The following is a 15934-nucleotide window of genomic DNA, read 5'->3' on the forward strand; positions in this document are numbered from 1 at the left end:
TCCTTCAATAATATCCGGCCATAGTAAAAACCTACTCGACCTCCGTAATGATATTCTTTCTATGATTTCCCTTCAGAGAATCGTTGATGATCCACATCTCGTTTTCCTCTAAAGTAATTGCTCCCATTTGTTCTAGTATGCGCAAAATGTCTTTATTATCCGTATAAATAATACCCATTGCCTTGCATAAATCGCAAATCAATTCTACACTTTCAGGTAATATTTCTACAGTTAGGTTATGATTTCCGCATTTGCAGCCAAGCTTTTTCCGTTCAACCAGCCTGCCAAGTATCTCTATAACGCCATAGACAACAAAAAAATCATCTGTCATTACATCAAGATCTTCCTGATCGCTTGTTAACTCCGAAGCCAGTCGGACAAAGTTCTTTTTAATTTCTGTGCACAATTCCATGACACGTGATTCAGGCCCGATATAGCCTACTGGTAGTTCCTTGTCGCTGCATCCCAGACGCAAAGGTTGTTCTCCCCAGATCAACTCCCTTCTGGTAACCAAGTGATGTGGCGTCCCGCAGTAAATACAAGAATATTCTATGCCGATTTTCTTGCTCTCAAAACTGATGAGCGTCAATAATGGAGTACCACACGTACAAATGAAACTGTTCTTTCCCAAGTGAACAAAAGAAAACACTGATAATGTTTTAAGCTGAAGTTTCCCGCAGTGGGAACAAAGCATCCCAATGGTTGAGACTGCCTGAATAATCATTCTTTAGGCTCACCTCCCACACTGTCAGCTATTGGGTCTTTCCGCTCCATGAAATCACGGTATTAGGCTCCGTGGCCGTCTCAAGTCAGCGGATCACATCGGTTTACATATGCCGTATAGTTTATAGTTCTCCAAGTAAAATATTATTCCTGCCTTAGATTTTTTAGAATATTAGAATTGCCGCTTCTTACCATTCATGGCACCGCGGAATTAGATCCTACATGGCCGCCAAAAAGCCAGACTTTCGTTAAAGTCTGGCCGGTTAATCTGTTGATCATTCAAGCCATTATTTTAAGCCACCATTTCAATCCTCAGAAACATGATCCACACTGATAATTTCTCCAACCTGTTTTTTTAATTCATTTAAGTCAAAAGGTTTAACAACAAAGCCGGATACTCCTAATTCCTCAGCCTGTTTATAAAAAATCTGATCGCCATATGCTGTCATCATGATGACCCGGCTTTTACAATTTGTCTCCCTGAGTTTCGTTAGAACCTCAATTCCACTCATTCCAGGCATCTTGACATCCATGATTATCAGATCCGGCTGAAATTCCGGAATAATCTCAAGCGCTTTTATTCCGCTGCCGCACGATTCAATCTCATAACCATATTCTAAAAAAACCTCGGTTAGAAGTCTTCTGATCCCATTTTGGTCATCCACAATCAACATCTTCAGCATCAAAGCCCCCCTTTTTATAGCTAGATTTGCAGTTGTCAATAGATTTTAAAAACATCTATCGCGCTAAAAGGCAATATGATTTTACAAAGATCGCCATACTACCTTTTATTTGACAATTGTTCTTCGCTGGGAGACAAAAATCCTTCATTAATTATCCTTATTCTCATTATTTCTCCATTTTTTTTATACATCCGCAGAATCCTGGGATTGGCCTGAGTCCTTCGTAAAGGAATCACAATCTCGTCACCGGCTGAGCAAGGCGCGCTGCCGACATCGAGTACCGTAAGCTGCATCCCAATTTTCCCTGCAATCCTGACGGGTTGCCCGTTGCAAAGCAGTTTTTCCCGGCCCAGCTGAATGCCCATCAGAGCTCCCATATTTTTGACAATTATTTTCGCGAGATCCACAATGTTTTGAGGCACAAGTCGGGGCTCAATCCCAAAGCCATCGGCATAACCTACCGGCACCACTGCCAGAGTCGTGTCTTTTTTAGCCTTGTAAATACTCTGGTAGCCGACAAAGGTACCTTTTGCCGCCTTTTGCAGGTGAACAATTCTTGCTTTGACCAGCCAAGGGTCTTTTAATCGCAGCCTGCCTTCAAATGCCGGCGCAGGACAATGACCAATCAGGAGTGTCCCGACTCTGACCATATTGTAATGATACTCCGGAAAATCCAAATAGGCGGCGCTGTTGCAGACGTGCTTCAGCGGGATCCGAATGCCTGCCTGTTCCAACGTTTGAACATAAGCCAGATATTTTTCATTCTGCGCTCTGGTATAGGCACGATCACGTTGAGCTCCCCGGGCAAAGTGCGTGTACACCCCGGTTATTTCCAACTGAGGAGCTTCTCGCAACGCTGCAGCTAATTCCTGCAGCTGATCGCCCGTAAAACCGGTACGTCCCATACCCGTTTCCAGCTTCAGCTGAATCCCGGCTTTAGTTCCCAACGTTTCGGCGAGTTTGTTCAGTGTCGGTATCCAGTCCAGCTGTGATACCGTTAGTTCAATATGGGCCTGGATTGCCGCCTGCCAGTATTCCGGGCTCGACGGACCGAGCACCAGGATTGTACCGTCAACACCTTGGTTTCGCAGCAGCAACGCTTCAGAGATGGTGGTGACAGCAAATGCCGTACATCCTTCTCCCTGCAAAGCTCCTGCTACTTCCGCAGCCCCGAGGCCGTAGGCATCTGCCTTAACGACCGCCATGAGCCGGCATCCGGCAGAAAGCCCGGCCATGATTTGTCGGTAATTATGGATAATGGCATCCATATCTACTTCGATCCATAGATCTGACATGACAAGCCCCTCTTTAACAAATGATTTTAAAAATTATTTAAGAGATCATTTAAGAAATTACAAGGAATGAATTATTTATTCCGCGGCCTGCGCATCCGGGCAAGCATTCCTTTCAGTTTCCCGGAGTAAGCTTTTTCAGCAATCTGCCAAATCACATACAGGACAGGCCTGTAAACATAGTCCCATTCCCCGATGAATTCTGTAAACTCGCCATTAAAACCTTTTTTAAATTTATACAGTCCATACAGCGGGTTACTCTCGTCCAAATCCCCGGATACTCCTCTGAAATCATAGAGCGTACAACCATTTGCTTTGGCCCAGCAAATCATTTCCCACTGAATCAAATAGTTGGGCATGACATTGCGATAAGAATTTGATGATGCCCCATAGATATACCAGGCTTTGTCCCCTGTGATGAAAGCCAGCGTTCCTGCAACAATCTTTCCTTCATATTCGGCAACAAAAAGTTCGGCAAAACCTGCCGGCACCAGCGTATCATACAGATCTTCAAAATAGGTATAAGACCTCACCAGGAAATTATCCCGCTCGGTCGTTTCCTTGAGTACACGGAAAAATTCCGATAGATCCTCTCTTAATCCTTTCCGGATCACGACACCTTTTTTAGAGGAAAGGCGGATATTATAGCGGGTTTTTTGATGCATATTCGCGAGCAAGGTCTCTTCATCCGGCGAAATGTCCAGACGAAATACAAACTTCGGCTGAACACCTTCAAAATTCTTTCCTGTATCCATTTTATTAAAGCCCTGGGCTTTCAAAATACCTGCCAGAACCTGATCGGTTGAAGATACATCAGGATCAATCTTTAAGAGAATCGCCTTGCGTTTTTGCGCCAGCTTCCTGATTGCTTCCAGGACGGCTGCCATTTTTTCGCTGTCGTGCATATCAACGACCGGACCGCGCGGACAGTAAAAAATGGGGGTCCCCAGTAACGGTAGTTTTCTTTCGAGAATTGTTGCAGCAGCAAAAATCTCACCATCTTTTTCCACTGCAAGCCTCCAGGGTTTCCAGCCCGTTCTTCCTTTAATGTCTCCCCATTCCCATAATTGCATCGCATGCCCTTTGGGATGCTTACAAATAAAGGAATTAAACTTTGCTTTATCTTCAATTGCGAGCCACCTTGCCGTAAATTCCATTTTTTCACTCCTCCCAAAGACATTCCATTCTATCATCTGCGGAAATACAATTCATAGAAATACCAATCACCCTGTTCGACGTGAACCGGTTGACTGGCAATAAACGTTTTTTCTTCATCCTGTTATCCTATTAATTTTAAACGTAATCATATGATCTTAAACATCTGTTGTTTGCTGTCTTATATTTCCTTCAGTGTTGCTGTGACAAAGTTTTTGAAGAGTGGATGCGGCCGGTTCGGTCTGGACTTAAATTCAGGATGAAACTGAGAAGCCACAAACCAGGGATGATCCGGATATTCCGATATTTCAACGAGTCTGTCGTCCGGGGATGTGCCCGAGAATACCATGCCGTTCTTCTCGAGGATTTCCCGGTAATAATTGTTCACTTCATAGCGGTGACGATGCCGCTCATAAATCACTTCACTGGAATACGCCGAGTTGGCAAGGGTATTCGGTTTGACCCTGACCGGAGAAATCCCCAAACGCATCGTCCCGCCCATATCTTCAATATCTTTTTGTTCCGGCAGCAAATCGATCACGGGATACTCCGTATCAGGGTTAAATTCTGTACTATTCGCGCCTTTTAGCCCACAGACGTTTCTGGCAAATTCAATGATGGCACACTGCATCCCGAGACAAATGCCTAAATACGGTACTTTGTTCTCTCTGGCATACTGGATCGCCTTGAGCTTCCCTTCAATCCCTCTGTTTCCGAATCCTCCCGGTACCAGGATGCCTTTAATTCCGGTAAATATCTGCCCCAAATCTGCCCCTGGAACCTCAAGCTCCTCAGAATTAATCCAGCGGATTTTTACACCGGCCCCCTGATCGATACCGGCATGGCGCAAGGCTTCTGCTACGCTGAGGTAGGCGTCGGGTAAAGTGACATATTTACCGACAATCGCAATTTCTGTATACCTGCATGGAGACTTAATCTTCAAGACCATTTTTTCCCACGTTGACATATCCGCTTTGGGGGCTTTAATACCCAAACAGCACAGAACGATATCATCCATACCTTCTTCCTGAAGACGAAGCGGAACCTCATAAATCGTCGGAGCTGTGGTATTAGTTATGATAGCTTCTTTGTCAATATCACATAATAAAGCTAGTTTTTCTTTGAGATCATCGTCAATTGCTTTGTCAGCCCGGCAAACCAAAATATTGGGCTGAATTCCGATACCTCTGAGTTCCTTGACCGAATGCTGCGTCGGTTTGGTCTTAACCTCACCGGAAGCCGACAGATAAGGAAGAAGGGTGACGTGGATATAACAGACATTCTCTTTGCCCATATCTCCACGGACCTGACGAATGGCTTCCAAAAACGGCAGTGACTCCATATCGCCGACAGTCCCGCCAATTTCAGTAATCACAACATCGGGATTACTCTCTCTGGCAACCCGGTAAATACGTTCTTTAATCTCATTCGTAATATGAGGAATCACTTGAACCGTGCCGCCAAGATAGTCGCCTTTGCGTTCCTTGGTGATGACCGACCAGTAAATCTTTCCTGCAGTCACATTGCTGTTTTTGGATAACGGAACATCAATAAATCTTTCGTAGTGCCCGAGGTCAAGATCGGTTTCCGCTCCGTCATCGGTAACAAACACTTCTCCATGCTGGTAAGGGCTCATTGTTCCAGGATCGACATTAATATAGGGGTCAAATTTTTGGATTGCGACCTTGAGTCCCCTTTTCTTCAATAAACATCCCAAAGAAGCGGCTGTTATTCCTTTACCCAGGGAACTTACTACGCCTCCGGTAACAAATATAAATTTCGTCATCCTTTTCTACCCTTTCCTTATCTCATAAAATTCTAAAGTCTAGAGTCCTGTGCTACGTTGTATGTCAAATTAATTAACTTCCAAAGATAAGTTTACATTCTTTCCGGGGCTGATACACCCAGTATCTTCAAGACATTCGCCAATACCTGTCTGGTTGAGCGAATCAGTCCCAGCCGGGCTGTCCGCAAATCGGGATCCTCAATCAGAACACGCTGACTATTGTAAAAAGTATGGAATAGCGCCGCCAAGTCAAGCACATACCTTGCAAGCCTGTGCGGTTCGGTTAGCTTTGCTGCCAGCACAATTTCCCCAGGCAGATCCGCCAATTTCTTCAATAGATCTCTTTCCTCCGCAGAAACAAGAAGCGCCAGCTGATATTCACCAGGAATCAGCTGCGATTCGAAACCCTGTTCTTCCGCCTGTCTTAAGATACTGCACAACCGAGCATGCGCATACTGCACATAGTAAACCGGGTTATCGGCGGACTGGGATTTTGCCAGGTCAAGGTCAAACTCAACCGTAGAATCCGGGTCACGCAGCAGGAAGAAGAACCTGGCTGCATCTTTGCCAACTTCATCAATCAGTTCCCTCAGCGTGATATACTGACCGGAACGCTTTGACATCTTGACGATATCACCGTCCTGAATCAGCCTTACGAGCTGCATGAGGATGACCTGAAGAGAATCAGGGCTGTATCCCAGAGCCTGCATTGCGCCTTTCATGCGGGCGACATGTCCATGGTGGTCTGCTCCCCAGATATTGATAACCTTTTTAAAACCCCGTTCGAACTTATTGCGGTGATACGCAATATCCGCTGCAAAATAGGTCGGAACCCCATTGCCGCGCACAATGACTTCGTCTTTTTCATCTCCCGGAAGGATTGCTTTCAGCCAGAGAGCACCTTCCTTTTCATAAATATATTCTTTGTCTTCCAGCCGCTTCATCGTCTCACGAATATAGCCGGACTCATGCAAAGACTTTTCACTGAACCATACATCATAGAAAACGCCAAAATCCGCCAGCGTTTCTTTGATATCATTGATTTTTTCTTTAAGAGCATAACTGACAAGAATATCCCGGCGGGTCTGTTCTTCCATCCGGACATATTGATCTCCGTCTTTTTCAATGATATTTTTGACAGTATAAATCAAATCTTCACCATGATACCCGGCCTCCGGGAAAGGTACTTCAACCCCCATAAGCTGGAGATATCTGGCTTCCAGCGATAGCGCAAAATTATGAATCTGATTGCCTGCATCATTGATATAAAATTCCCTGCTGACCTCGTACCCGGCCATCGCCAGCAGTGAGGCCAAACTGTCCCCCAAAGCAGCTCCTCTGGCATTCCCCATATGCAAAAGGCCTGTCGGATTCGCACTGACAAACTCAACCTGAATTTTTTCACCCTGGCCGATGTTGACAAACCCGTATTTTTCACCCTGGGCAGATATTTCAGGAATTACGCCTGTCAGCCAGGCAGGATCCAGGCGGAAATTAATAAATCCGGGTCCGGCTATTTCACTTGAGGTAATCCAGGTATCTGCCGTATCCAGATTATCAATAATGATTGCTGCTATATCCCGCGGAGCTCTTTTTGCCTGTTTGGTTAACAGCATAGCAAGGTTGGTCGCCAAATCACCATGCTCACGTTCTCTTGGTTCTTCTAAAACGTAAGAAGGTATTTCCTGAAAAGCCAACGCTCCTTTTTCGCGTGCACAGAGGATCGCCTGTTCTAATTTTTTACTGACATTTTCCCTGATTTTCTCATAAACGCTCAAACCTGAAGCTCCTCCTTCATAGGACCGCTGGAAATGTACATAACTATAATAAATTTTAATACATTTTCAGTAAAAATACCAGCGCCCAAATAATTAAGCAGAAAAAGAAGGTCTTTCTCTGCTTAATTATTTTACATTTACCAATTATATTGGAAATGCATTTTTTTTCAATACTTATTTTGTTAATTCTTATCTTAATCCTTACTGGATTAATTTTCCGGCAGGCGTATTGACAACCCTGCTAATTTTTTCTTCCGTCCCATTCAGCGCATTGATATAAACCATATACTCCTCCCCAAATGCCGTCCCTCTGAATTCATAACAAAAGGCTTCATTTGTCCCTAATTTTGAGATCACCGCCATTTTTGTTTCGATGATCTTAAATTCTTTCTTGAGTTTTGCCTTGGCCTGCTCCAGTGTAAGCACGCGATTCAGATTTCGTTGATGATGATACGCATAGTAGGGGTTAGCGTCGAAGCCAATGATCTGACCGTTATCTGTCGCTATGGTCAGCCTGATCTTGTCAGGATACAGCAGTGTCCCGTTCTCCCGCGGAACTGCATCAACCAAAACATAGGACCCGAGATCCTCGGAAGAAGTTACGACCAGATCCCATCCTATCCTGGCCAGAGAGGCATAGGTACTATCCAAGGTTTTTTTGACATCGAGCTGGCGATCGTTTAATTCACGCTGGTCCCGGTAAAACGTGACGACACCGCCTTTTTTGCTGACCTCCAAATAGCTGTCCTTATACGTAAGATTAAATCCTCCGAGGAGGTTGTCGCTTAAACCGCTTAATTGTGGAGCCGCACCTGTCTGCCCCAAATCTTCAAGAAAACGCTTGCCAACCTCCACGGCTTTGCTTTCATTAATTTCTCCTTCCGGTAAACCAAGCGGCTTATCCACATAATGCTTGTCCAGTTCTCCCTGATATGTGAATGGAGGATATTTCTGAAGGCTGACATCAAGCTGCTTCAATCCGCCTCTGACAGAAGTTGGCGTTTGGGCAGCTGCCTGTTGATTTTGCTGATTGGTCTTTCCGCTGTTTTCATCACCCTGAGCAGCGGTCTGAATGGATTTTCCGAAACCGATTTTTTGCAGCAATCCTTTGGGTTTGTCCACCCAGGCGAGGTTCTCGGAATTAAACTGATTGTAAACTTGCTGAACTGAGCGGTTGATTTCTATCACTCTTTCATGCATTTTGTTTAATGTAGCCTGCTCCTCAGCACTCATCACGGCGGCAGCAGCCATCTTGCGAGTCATGGCCTTGCTGAAATCACCGACCTGGTTGATAAACGTGTCAACATAGCTAATCCCGACCTCGTCTGCCGGCAGCTGGCCAAGGCGGCTGACCGCACTTTCGCTTCCCTTCCAAGTTTCTCCGAGATAAAGCACCCTTTGGGCCGTGCTACCCGCAACCTTGGCTTTGGCTATACTTGTTTCCACTTCGTTTAACGACGTCACAAGATCCGTAAAAGCCCTCGAATACTGGTTTTCTGTTTCCGTCTTATACTCTTTGAGTTCCCTGAACTCATAATAACCCCAGCCCAGAGAGAAAATCAGCGCAATCCCTAACGTCAAGGACAGCCAGGAAAGCAGCCTTTTTTTTGATTCAGCGTTCATCGGTACCCCCCCCTAACGTGTAAAAATATGTTTGCCAATTTTTTTGATCTGCGGTCTTGACCAGACAAATTTATTGGTGGTCTTGTCGGGATTAAAATAATAGACCGCTCCATTGGTCGGATCAGATCCGTTCATCGCTTCCCTGGCTGCCTTAATGGCGGTTTCATCAGGTTGAAGGTTGATCTGACCGTCATCTACTGCCGAAAAGGCCTTTGGCTCGTAAATGACACCGGCGATGGTTTTCGGGAAGGAGGAACTTTTAATCCTATTCATGATACAGGCCCCGATCGCGACCTGACCAATATACGGTTCACCGCGGCCTTCCGCATAAACACACCGAGCCAGCAGCTGAAAATCGGCGTTCTTAAAACCGACCTGTTTCCCGGAAGAGGTAGTACTTTCACCTGTCAGTCTTTTTAACTCCCGAATCGTTTTGTCTCCGGCTATGCCGTCAGCTTTTAATCCTCTGCTTTTTTGAAATCTTTTGACGGCAGCCACGGTTGACTTTCCATAAATACCGTCAACTTTTCCGACCTGATACCCGAGTTGGACCAGTTTGTTCTGCAAGGCTTTGACTTCAGAACCTCTGGAACCCTTGGACAGTGTCCGGTCTCCAAGAGCAGCCTGACTGGCAGCAGAAAGAATCAGACACAGAATAAGACTTACCGTTATAATACTGAATATTTTTTTTTGTTTTTTTTCATTGGAATTCTGATCCATGCTTTCACCTCACCCGAAGTTATTTCTATTGCACCGCATTTCTTTGCTGTTTTTCATGCCAGCTCCGATTCAGCTTTCTTCTTATTCTGGCTTGGTTAGCAGCGGTTTATCCGCTAAAAATCATCTGTTCTGCCAGTCCAAATTTTTACAGCCAGCTTATTAATAAATTTCTATGATTATTACAAAGAATATAAGGATATTACTTTCTCAAACTCTTATAAATATTTCTATATTTGGCTTGTTTAGAGAGGTAAATCTCTAAAAATGAAGAACATTCTGACACAGTGGGATATTACAAAAGAACCTGACGCTGGCGTTATACCCGACAAGTGCTCCTTCTTCGACGGTCGGTGGATGGCTTGCGCAGGGCGGTGCTGGAATCGGCAGTTATGAATTCGGCTACTTCCGAGACAATGTACTGTCTGCCAGAGTTGTCTTGCCAGATGGCTCTGTCAAATTCATGCAGGGTTCGGGTCTGGATCTGGTTTCGGACGTTAATGGAATCACTGGTTTAATCAGCGAGATCAGCATCCGGGTTAAAATGCTGAAACCAATGCATGTCAAAGCCATCGCTTTTGGCAATCCGGACCATCTTGCAGGATTGATGAAAGATCTGTTTTCCCGCAAAGTGCCTTTATGGTCGGTATCATTTATCAACCCAGATGCTGCGAGGTTAAAGAATAATCTGCCGCCGCATTATCATCACGGGGAGCCAGTCACGGATGAGCACAGACCGATTCTGCCCGAAAAATATATAGCGATTCTGTCTTGTACCAACGACCGTTGCGATCTTGTTCAGGCCGATGTGATGGAAATCGCCCAAAAAAACAACGGAGAATTTCTCTCCGCCGAAATCGCCCGGCATGAATGGGATGCCCGTTTTGAACCCGTCAGGGCCAAGAGGATTGCCCCTTCCCTGATTCCAAGCGAGATTATTATCCCGCTGGAAAACCTCGATAAAGTCATTCAAGAGATTACGGCCGAAGTTAAGCACCCATTTATTCTGGAGGGCTTCGCGACAAATTCCCAGGAATTTGTTCTGCTGGGTTTCATCCTGCATGATGAAAGGCAGTTTAACTTCAATCTTGCTTATGCGCTTTCTCTGTCTATTCTGAACACCGCTCAGAAATACCAGGGCAGACCGTATGCGTCCGGCTTATATTTTATCGGGTTCGTCGAAAAGATCTTAGGCAAGGACAGGGTCAAAAAACTGACCGCATTCAAAAAGCAGGTTGACCCGAATAAAATGATGAATCCGGGCAAAGTCCTGGACAACAGTTTTTTGTCCAGGGGAATTGAACTTGCAGGTACGTTTGACCCGATCCTCAAAATATTCGGTAATTTGGCCAAAACCAAAGATCCCGGTGAAGTATTCAAGGAGAGAAAAGGCATTCCAGGTGACATTGTCTGGTATGCCTACGCCTGTTCGCAATGTGGCTACTGTGTTGATCAATGTGATCAATATTACGGCCGGGGTTGGGAGTCCCAATCCCCGCGCGGCAAATGGACGTTTTTAAAACTTCTTCTGGAAGGGGAAGTCGAATTTACCCAGCGTGTTGTTGACACTTTCTTGGCCTGCACGACGTGTGAATTATGCAACAGGACCTGTCAGCTGGATTTGCCGAATGAATCTTCCTGGCTAAAACTGCGGGGGCTGCTGGTAGACGGACTCGGGTACAGGACATTTCCTCCTTTTGAAATCATGGCCAATACGATGCGCCAGCAGGGCAATATTTGGGGCGGATACGCTAAGGACAGGGATAAATGGATCATTGACGAGGTTCGGGACAGTATCCAGGAAAAAGCCGAATACGCCTTTTTTCCTGGCTGTACCTCATCCTTCGTCGAACAGGATATTGCCCAGTCTACTGCTTTGCTGTTAAAGGAAGCAGGGATCAAATATGCTTATCTCGGCAACAAAGAACAGTGCTGCGGCATACCGATGCTCGTATCCGGACGCTGGGAAGTCTTCAATGAAACAGCAGCTAAAAATATTGCCGCGATGAAACAGACCGGGGCCAAGACCGTTATTACAACCTGTCCGGCCTGCTGGCTGGTCGGGGAAATCTATTACCGCCATTGGGCCAAAGACAACAATATTGAATATGATCTGCATGCCAAACATTATGCGGATGTTTTGGCCGAAAAGATTGAAGCGGGAGAGTTTAAGCTTGCCAAAGAACTTAACCTTCAGGCAACCTACCATGATCCTTGTCATATGGGACGGGCCGGAGCCAGGTTTGAAGGTCCACGTACGCTGATCAACGCAATCCCCGGCTCAAACTTCAGGGAAATGCGTTTTCACCATTATGATGCGCACTGCTGCGGCGCCGTGATCTCCCTAGTGGCTGATCCGAAGGTCGCCTCTGAGATTGGTGCTTCCCGGATTGAGGAAGCGATAGAGTGCGGTGCAGATACGATTATTACCGCCTGTCCCTGCTGCAGGGTCCAGTTAAAAATCTCGGCCAAGGGTAATCATCTGCCAATTAAGATCCGCGATTTATCTACGCTGGCAGCCGAAAGCCTTGGCTATGACATTCCGTGCTCAGATCCGGTCATCGATGAGAAGTGGGCTGTCTTTGACGGGATGATCCGAATGATGACCCCCTGGGGAATGGCCGATATGATGGCCGGTCTAATTCCGGAGATGATTGAAGCCATGCCGGACACATACAGGAACATGATGAAAATGGTGATGAACGCGCCGGAAGTGTTCAAAGAGCCGATGATCTCCATGATGAAAAGCGTGATACCTTCCTTATTCCCCGGATTGCTCCCGGGCATCATGGATAAAGTTATGCCGCGAATGCTTGAGAAAGTAAGCGAAGCCATCCCGATGCCGGAGTACCTCGAAGAACAGATGCCAAACCTGATGCCCAAAACGATGGAGGTACTCATGCCTAAAATGCTAGACGAGATCATCCCGTACTTCATGCCGAAAATGGCGGATTATTTGAGAGGGAAATAAAGCCTAGGTAACCTTAATCCAAGAAAAAGCGGACTGTCTTGTAACTTGTCTCTGAGGGACGTCTCAAATCATTTAAGACGTCTTTTTCTTATTCTTATTCTTAGGCAATGTAGCCTTACACAGATATTCCGCTCGCACGTTTTCGTGGCTACTCGCTCAAATCCTTGCTAACATGCTAGAACCACTGGGTTTTTCAGCATGTGAACCATTAGCATGTCTTGCCGCTGCGGTTTGGGGCATTCAGTAGAATAAACAGCCGAAAAGCGGATGGCACCATGTCGTCAACCTTAGCTTAGCTCAAAAAAAAATGCTGATAACAGTCAAAAACTATTATCAGCATCATATCGGTTTAGAGTTACTCTTGTTTAGGGGTTCACCCGAACCTTTTTACATAGAGCCTCAAATCTCTTACTTTTGAGCAATTTAGTGGTTTATTTATTATTCTCAGTAAAAACGTCCTTGAACACCTGGACGGCTTTCGCGCTGTCCACCGGGAATCCCATTTCTCCGAGTGTTTCACCAATGATTTCGAGCGCTTTGCAGAAAATATCATTCGTGGTGTTCCCCATATGTCCCAATCTGAAGCCTTTTCCGGCTAGAGAAGCGAGTAATCCGGCTACGATCAGCCCTTTCTTCGCGAGTACGGCTCTGAATTCGGCATCGTTGACTCCTTCTGGATAAAGAATGCAGCTTAAAGTCGGAGCAGCGACTTCTTCCGCAGCAAAAATATTCATGCCCATGGATCTGACCGCCGCACGGATTGCTTTGCCAATCGCTGCATGCCGACGATAACGCGCTGCCGTTCCTTCTGCCGCAATGATTTTCATAGCTTCTGCATAGCCATAGATCATATTGATCGGGTGGGTCGCAAAATATTTCTGGGGCTCTTTCATGACCGGGCTCCAGTTGTTGATATCCATATAGTAACTGTTGACACCATCCATTTTCGCTCTGGATTCTAGGGCTTTCGGTCCAAAGGCCACAATCGCAAGTCCAGGAGGAACCCCGATCGCTTTCTGAGATGCGGTCAAAACAACGTCAATCTTATAATCGTCAGTACCATAGGCTTTGCCCATATCTTCTTCAAGTCCGCCGGAAGCACATACACCGTCTAAAATAAAGAGCGCGCCATACTTTTTGACTGTCGGAACAACTTTGTCCAGATTAGCAGCTACTCCCGTTGATGTATCCGCGTGGGTTACCGTAACAGCTTTATATCCGCCTTGCTGCAGCTTTTCTTCGATCTGACTCGGTTCAATTTGTTTGCCCCACTCAGCAGCCAGTACTTCAGCTTCAATCCCTAAAGCTTTCGCAACTCCGATAAAGCGGTCTCCAAAATAGCCATGGCTTACGATGAGCAGCTTCTCACCGCGGGCAACCGTATTGGCCAGTGCCATTTCCATGGCTAGTGTTCCGGATCCGGCGATAACAAAAACTTCGCCATCCGTATTGAACATTTTTCTGGTCTGAGCGAGAGCTTCGCTGAAAATACCTGCAAAACGCATATCCGTATGGGACATTGTTTCCCGGGAAAGCGCCTCATAAATTTCGTCGACTACAGGTGTCGGGCCGGGAATTAAGAGCATTTCTTTATTGGGCATTGGGAATTTCCTCCTTGAAAATAGAACATTAAAAAAATTGTACTCCAATTAGGGATTATATCATTAATTTAGTCTCTACGGCTAATTCTGTCAGAATATTTTCCATTAATGCCGCAATAATTATTATTTTAGGACTAGTAAATCTGTATGTCTCATTTGGATAAATATTTAAAAATAATTTTTGCTAGAAATCTGCGGACTTTACGGTTCTCGGGAACGGGATGACATCACGGATATTGGAAATCCCGCTTAAATACATGATCAGGCGCTCAAAGCCGAGGCCGAAGCCTGCATGTTTTACCCCGCCATATTTTCTGAGTTCAAGGTACCAGCCATAATGCTCCGCACTCATTCCAAGCTGAGCAATTCGTTTTGTCAGCAAATCTGTTCTTTCTTCTCTCTGACTGCCGCCAATGATTTCACCGACACCCGGAACAAGCAGGTCCATCGCAGCCACCGTCTGCTGATCATCGTTTTGCCTCATGTAAAAAGCCTTAATCTCCTTGGGGTAATCTGTAATGAAAAGTGGTTTTCCAAATACCTTTTCGGTTAAAAAACGTTCGTGCTCAGTTTGGAGGTCTAATCCCCATTCCACAGGATAAGCAAAATCCGTATTGGCTTTCTTTAAAATCTCGATGGCGTCGCTGTAGGACAGACGGCCAAATTCCGAATCTAAAACATTGTTCAGCCGGGCCAGCAGTTCTTTATCGATAAACTTACTAAAAAACGCCATTTCGTCCGGGCAGTGTTCCAGCGCATAAGCAATCAGATACTTCATCATTTCCTCGGCGAGATTTTGGATATCGTTTAACTCTGCAAAGGCAATTTCCGGCTCAATCATCCAAAATTCGGCTGCATGCCTGGCCGTATTGGAGTTTTCTGCCCTGAAAGTCGGTCCAAATGTGTAGACATCTTTAAACGCAAGGCAAAAACTTTCGGCATTCAGCTGTCCGCTTACCGTAAGATTTGTCTCCTTACCAAAAAAATCCTGACGGTAATCCACTACTCCCCGGTCATCACGCGGCAGATGATCAAGCTTGAGTGTGGATATCCGAAACATTTCTCCCGCTCCCTCGGCATCACTTCCCGTGATGATTGGCGTATGCACATAGACAAAGCCTTTATCCTGAAAAAACTGATGAACGGCCATTGAAATGACAGACCTGAGTCTGAATACAGCCGAGAATGTATTGGTCCGGGGACGGAGGTGCGCAATCGTTCTAAGAAATTCCAGACTATGCTTTTTCTTCTGCAGCGGATAATCAGCCGGACAGGCATTTTCGATTTGGATCTTCTCGGCTTTTAGCTCAAAAGCCTGGTTTGTCCCCGGAGAGGAAACCAGTACCCCTTCCGCAGTTATGGCGGAACCGGCTCCGAGTCGGCTGACTTCTGAAAAATTTAGCAGATCCTGACCATAGACGATTTGTAGGTTTCTGAAGCAACTGCCGTCATTGAATTCGATAAAACCAAATTCTTTGGATGCTCTGACCGTCCTTACCCAGCCTGAGATTTGCAGACGCTCCCCAATCTTTGCCTCTGTTGCCTCATAAATTTGCTTTACAGCTATACTGTTCATGATTAACTCCTGTTATAATTGATACACCC

11 protein-coding genes and 1 pseudogene are annotated in these 15934 nt (G+C 45.7%); 2 read left to right on the forward strand and 10 right to left on the reverse strand.

All coding sequences use genetic code 11. The features are described 5' to 3' along the window. Positions 1-31 precede the first annotated feature (31 nt). From A7D23_RS03035 to sleB, 8 genes are all read right to left on the reverse strand, one after another. Positions 32-724: a hypothetical protein gene (locus A7D23_RS03035; protein WP_019225007.1), complete on the reverse strand. Its 693-nt coding sequence runs from the start codon at positions 722-724 to the stop codon at positions 32-34. A 304-nt stretch (positions 725-1028) separates the two neighbouring features. Then, entirely contained in the window at positions 1029-1406 is a 378-nt protein-coding gene (locus A7D23_RS03040) for a response regulator (protein ID WP_019225008.1), read from the reverse strand. Between the two features lie 98 nt (positions 1407-1504). Further along, positions 1505-2701: an alanine racemase gene (gene alr, locus A7D23_RS03045; RefSeq protein WP_019225009.1), complete on the reverse strand. Its 1197-nt coding sequence runs from the start codon at positions 2699-2701 to the stop codon at positions 1505-1507. Between the two features lie 71 nt (positions 2702-2772). Next, positions 2773-3855 (reverse strand): peptidoglycan bridge formation glycyltransferase FemA/FemB family protein, encoded by a 1083-nt coding sequence (locus A7D23_RS03050; protein ID WP_019225010.1) that lies wholly within the window; start codon positions 3853-3855, stop codon positions 2773-2775. Between the two features lie 179 nt (positions 3856-4034). Further along, positions 4035-5639, reverse strand: coding sequence for a CTP synthase (locus tag A7D23_RS03055; RefSeq protein WP_025206222.1), 1605 nt, complete (start codon positions 5637-5639; stop codon positions 4035-4037). Positions 5640-5731: 92 nt separating this feature from the next. Continuing rightward, positions 5732-7417 carry an arginine--tRNA ligase gene (gene argS / locus A7D23_RS03060; RefSeq protein WP_019225012.1) on the reverse strand — a complete coding sequence of 562 codons (1686 nt, stop codon included), beginning with the start codon at positions 7415-7417 and terminating at the stop codon, positions 5732-5734. A gap of 201 nt (positions 7418-7618) precedes the next feature. Beyond that, positions 7619-9040 carry a PepSY1/2 domain-containing protein gene (locus A7D23_RS03065; protein WP_019225013.1) on the reverse strand — a complete coding sequence of 474 codons (1422 nt, stop codon included), beginning with the start codon at positions 9038-9040 and terminating at the stop codon, positions 7619-7621. 12 nt (positions 9041-9052) lie between these two features. Further along, on the reverse strand, positions 9053-9760 hold the full coding sequence (sleB, locus tag A7D23_RS03070) for a spore cortex-lytic enzyme (protein WP_068883187.1): 708 nt from the start codon (positions 9758-9760) through the stop codon (positions 9053-9055). Positions 9761-10064: 304 nt separating this feature from the next. On the opposite strand from sleB, the pseudogene A7D23_RS16535 reads away from it, so the two are divergent. Together A7D23_RS16535 and A7D23_RS03075 are read left to right on the forward strand one after the other, a co-directional pair. Continuing rightward, positions 10065-10202 (forward strand): annotated as a pseudogene (locus A7D23_RS16535) (FAD-binding protein); the annotation flags it as partial. Positions 10203-10220: 18 nt separating this feature from the next. Continuing rightward, positions 10221-12728: a heterodisulfide reductase-related iron-sulfur binding cluster gene (locus tag A7D23_RS03075; protein ID WP_019225015.1), complete on the forward strand. Its 2508-nt coding sequence runs from the start codon at positions 10221-10223 to the stop codon at positions 12726-12728. Between the two features lie 431 nt (positions 12729-13159). On the opposite strand, the gene A7D23_RS03080 is transcribed toward A7D23_RS03075, so the two are convergent. Next, the gene (locus A7D23_RS03080; protein WP_019225016.1) at positions 13160-14329 is read right to left on the reverse strand and encodes an alanine--glyoxylate aminotransferase family protein; all 1170 of its coding nucleotides are present in this window, start codon (positions 14327-14329) and stop codon (positions 13160-13162) included. A 184-nt stretch (positions 14330-14513) separates the two neighbouring features. After that, positions 14514-15905: an asparagine--tRNA ligase gene (asnS, locus tag A7D23_RS03085; protein ID WP_019225017.1), complete on the reverse strand. Its 1392-nt coding sequence runs from the start codon at positions 15903-15905 to the stop codon at positions 14514-14516. Positions 15906-15934 lie beyond the last annotated feature (29 nt).

The organism is Dehalobacter sp. TeCB1 (assembly GCF_001707455.1).
GTDB classification, from domain to species: Bacteria; Bacillota; Desulfitobacteriia; order Desulfitobacteriales; family Syntrophobotulaceae; genus Dehalobacter; species Dehalobacter restrictus.

Excerpts from the sequence above, each read along its gene's own strand:
- A7D23_RS03065 (WP_019225013.1), bottom strand. The coding sequence starts at position 9,040 with ATGAACGCTGAATCAAAAAAAAGGCTGCTTTCCTGGCTGTCCTTGACG.
- alr (WP_019225009.1), bottom strand. The coding sequence starts at position 2,701 with ATGTCAGATCTATGGATCGAAGTAGATATGGATGCCATTATCCATAAT.
- A7D23_RS03080 (WP_019225016.1), bottom strand. The coding sequence starts at position 14,329 with ATGCCCAATAAAGAAATGCTCTTAATTCCCGGCCCGACACCTGTAGTC.
- sleB (WP_068883187.1), bottom strand. The coding sequence starts at position 9,760 with ATGGATCAGAATTCCAATGAAAAAAAACAAAAAAAAATATTCAGTATT.
- A7D23_RS03040 (WP_019225008.1), bottom strand. The coding sequence starts at position 1,406 with ATGCTGAAGATGTTGATTGTGGATGACCAAAATGGGATCAGAAGACTT.
- asnS (WP_019225017.1), bottom strand. The coding sequence starts at position 15,905 with ATGAACAGTATAGCTGTAAAGCAAATTTATGAGGCAACAGAGGCAAAG.
- A7D23_RS03075 (WP_019225015.1), top strand. The coding sequence starts at position 10,221 with ATGCAGGGTTCGGGTCTGGATCTGGTTTCGGACGTTAATGGAATCACT.
- A7D23_RS03035 (WP_019225007.1), bottom strand. The coding sequence starts at position 724 with ATGATTATTCAGGCAGTCTCAACCATTGGGATGCTTTGTTCCCACTGC.
- A7D23_RS03055 (WP_025206222.1), bottom strand. The coding sequence starts at position 5,639 with ATGACGAAATTTATATTTGTTACCGGAGGCGTAGTAAGTTCCCTGGGT.
- A7D23_RS03050 (WP_019225010.1), bottom strand. The coding sequence starts at position 3,855 with ATGGAATTTACGGCAAGGTGGCTCGCAATTGAAGATAAAGCAAAGTTT.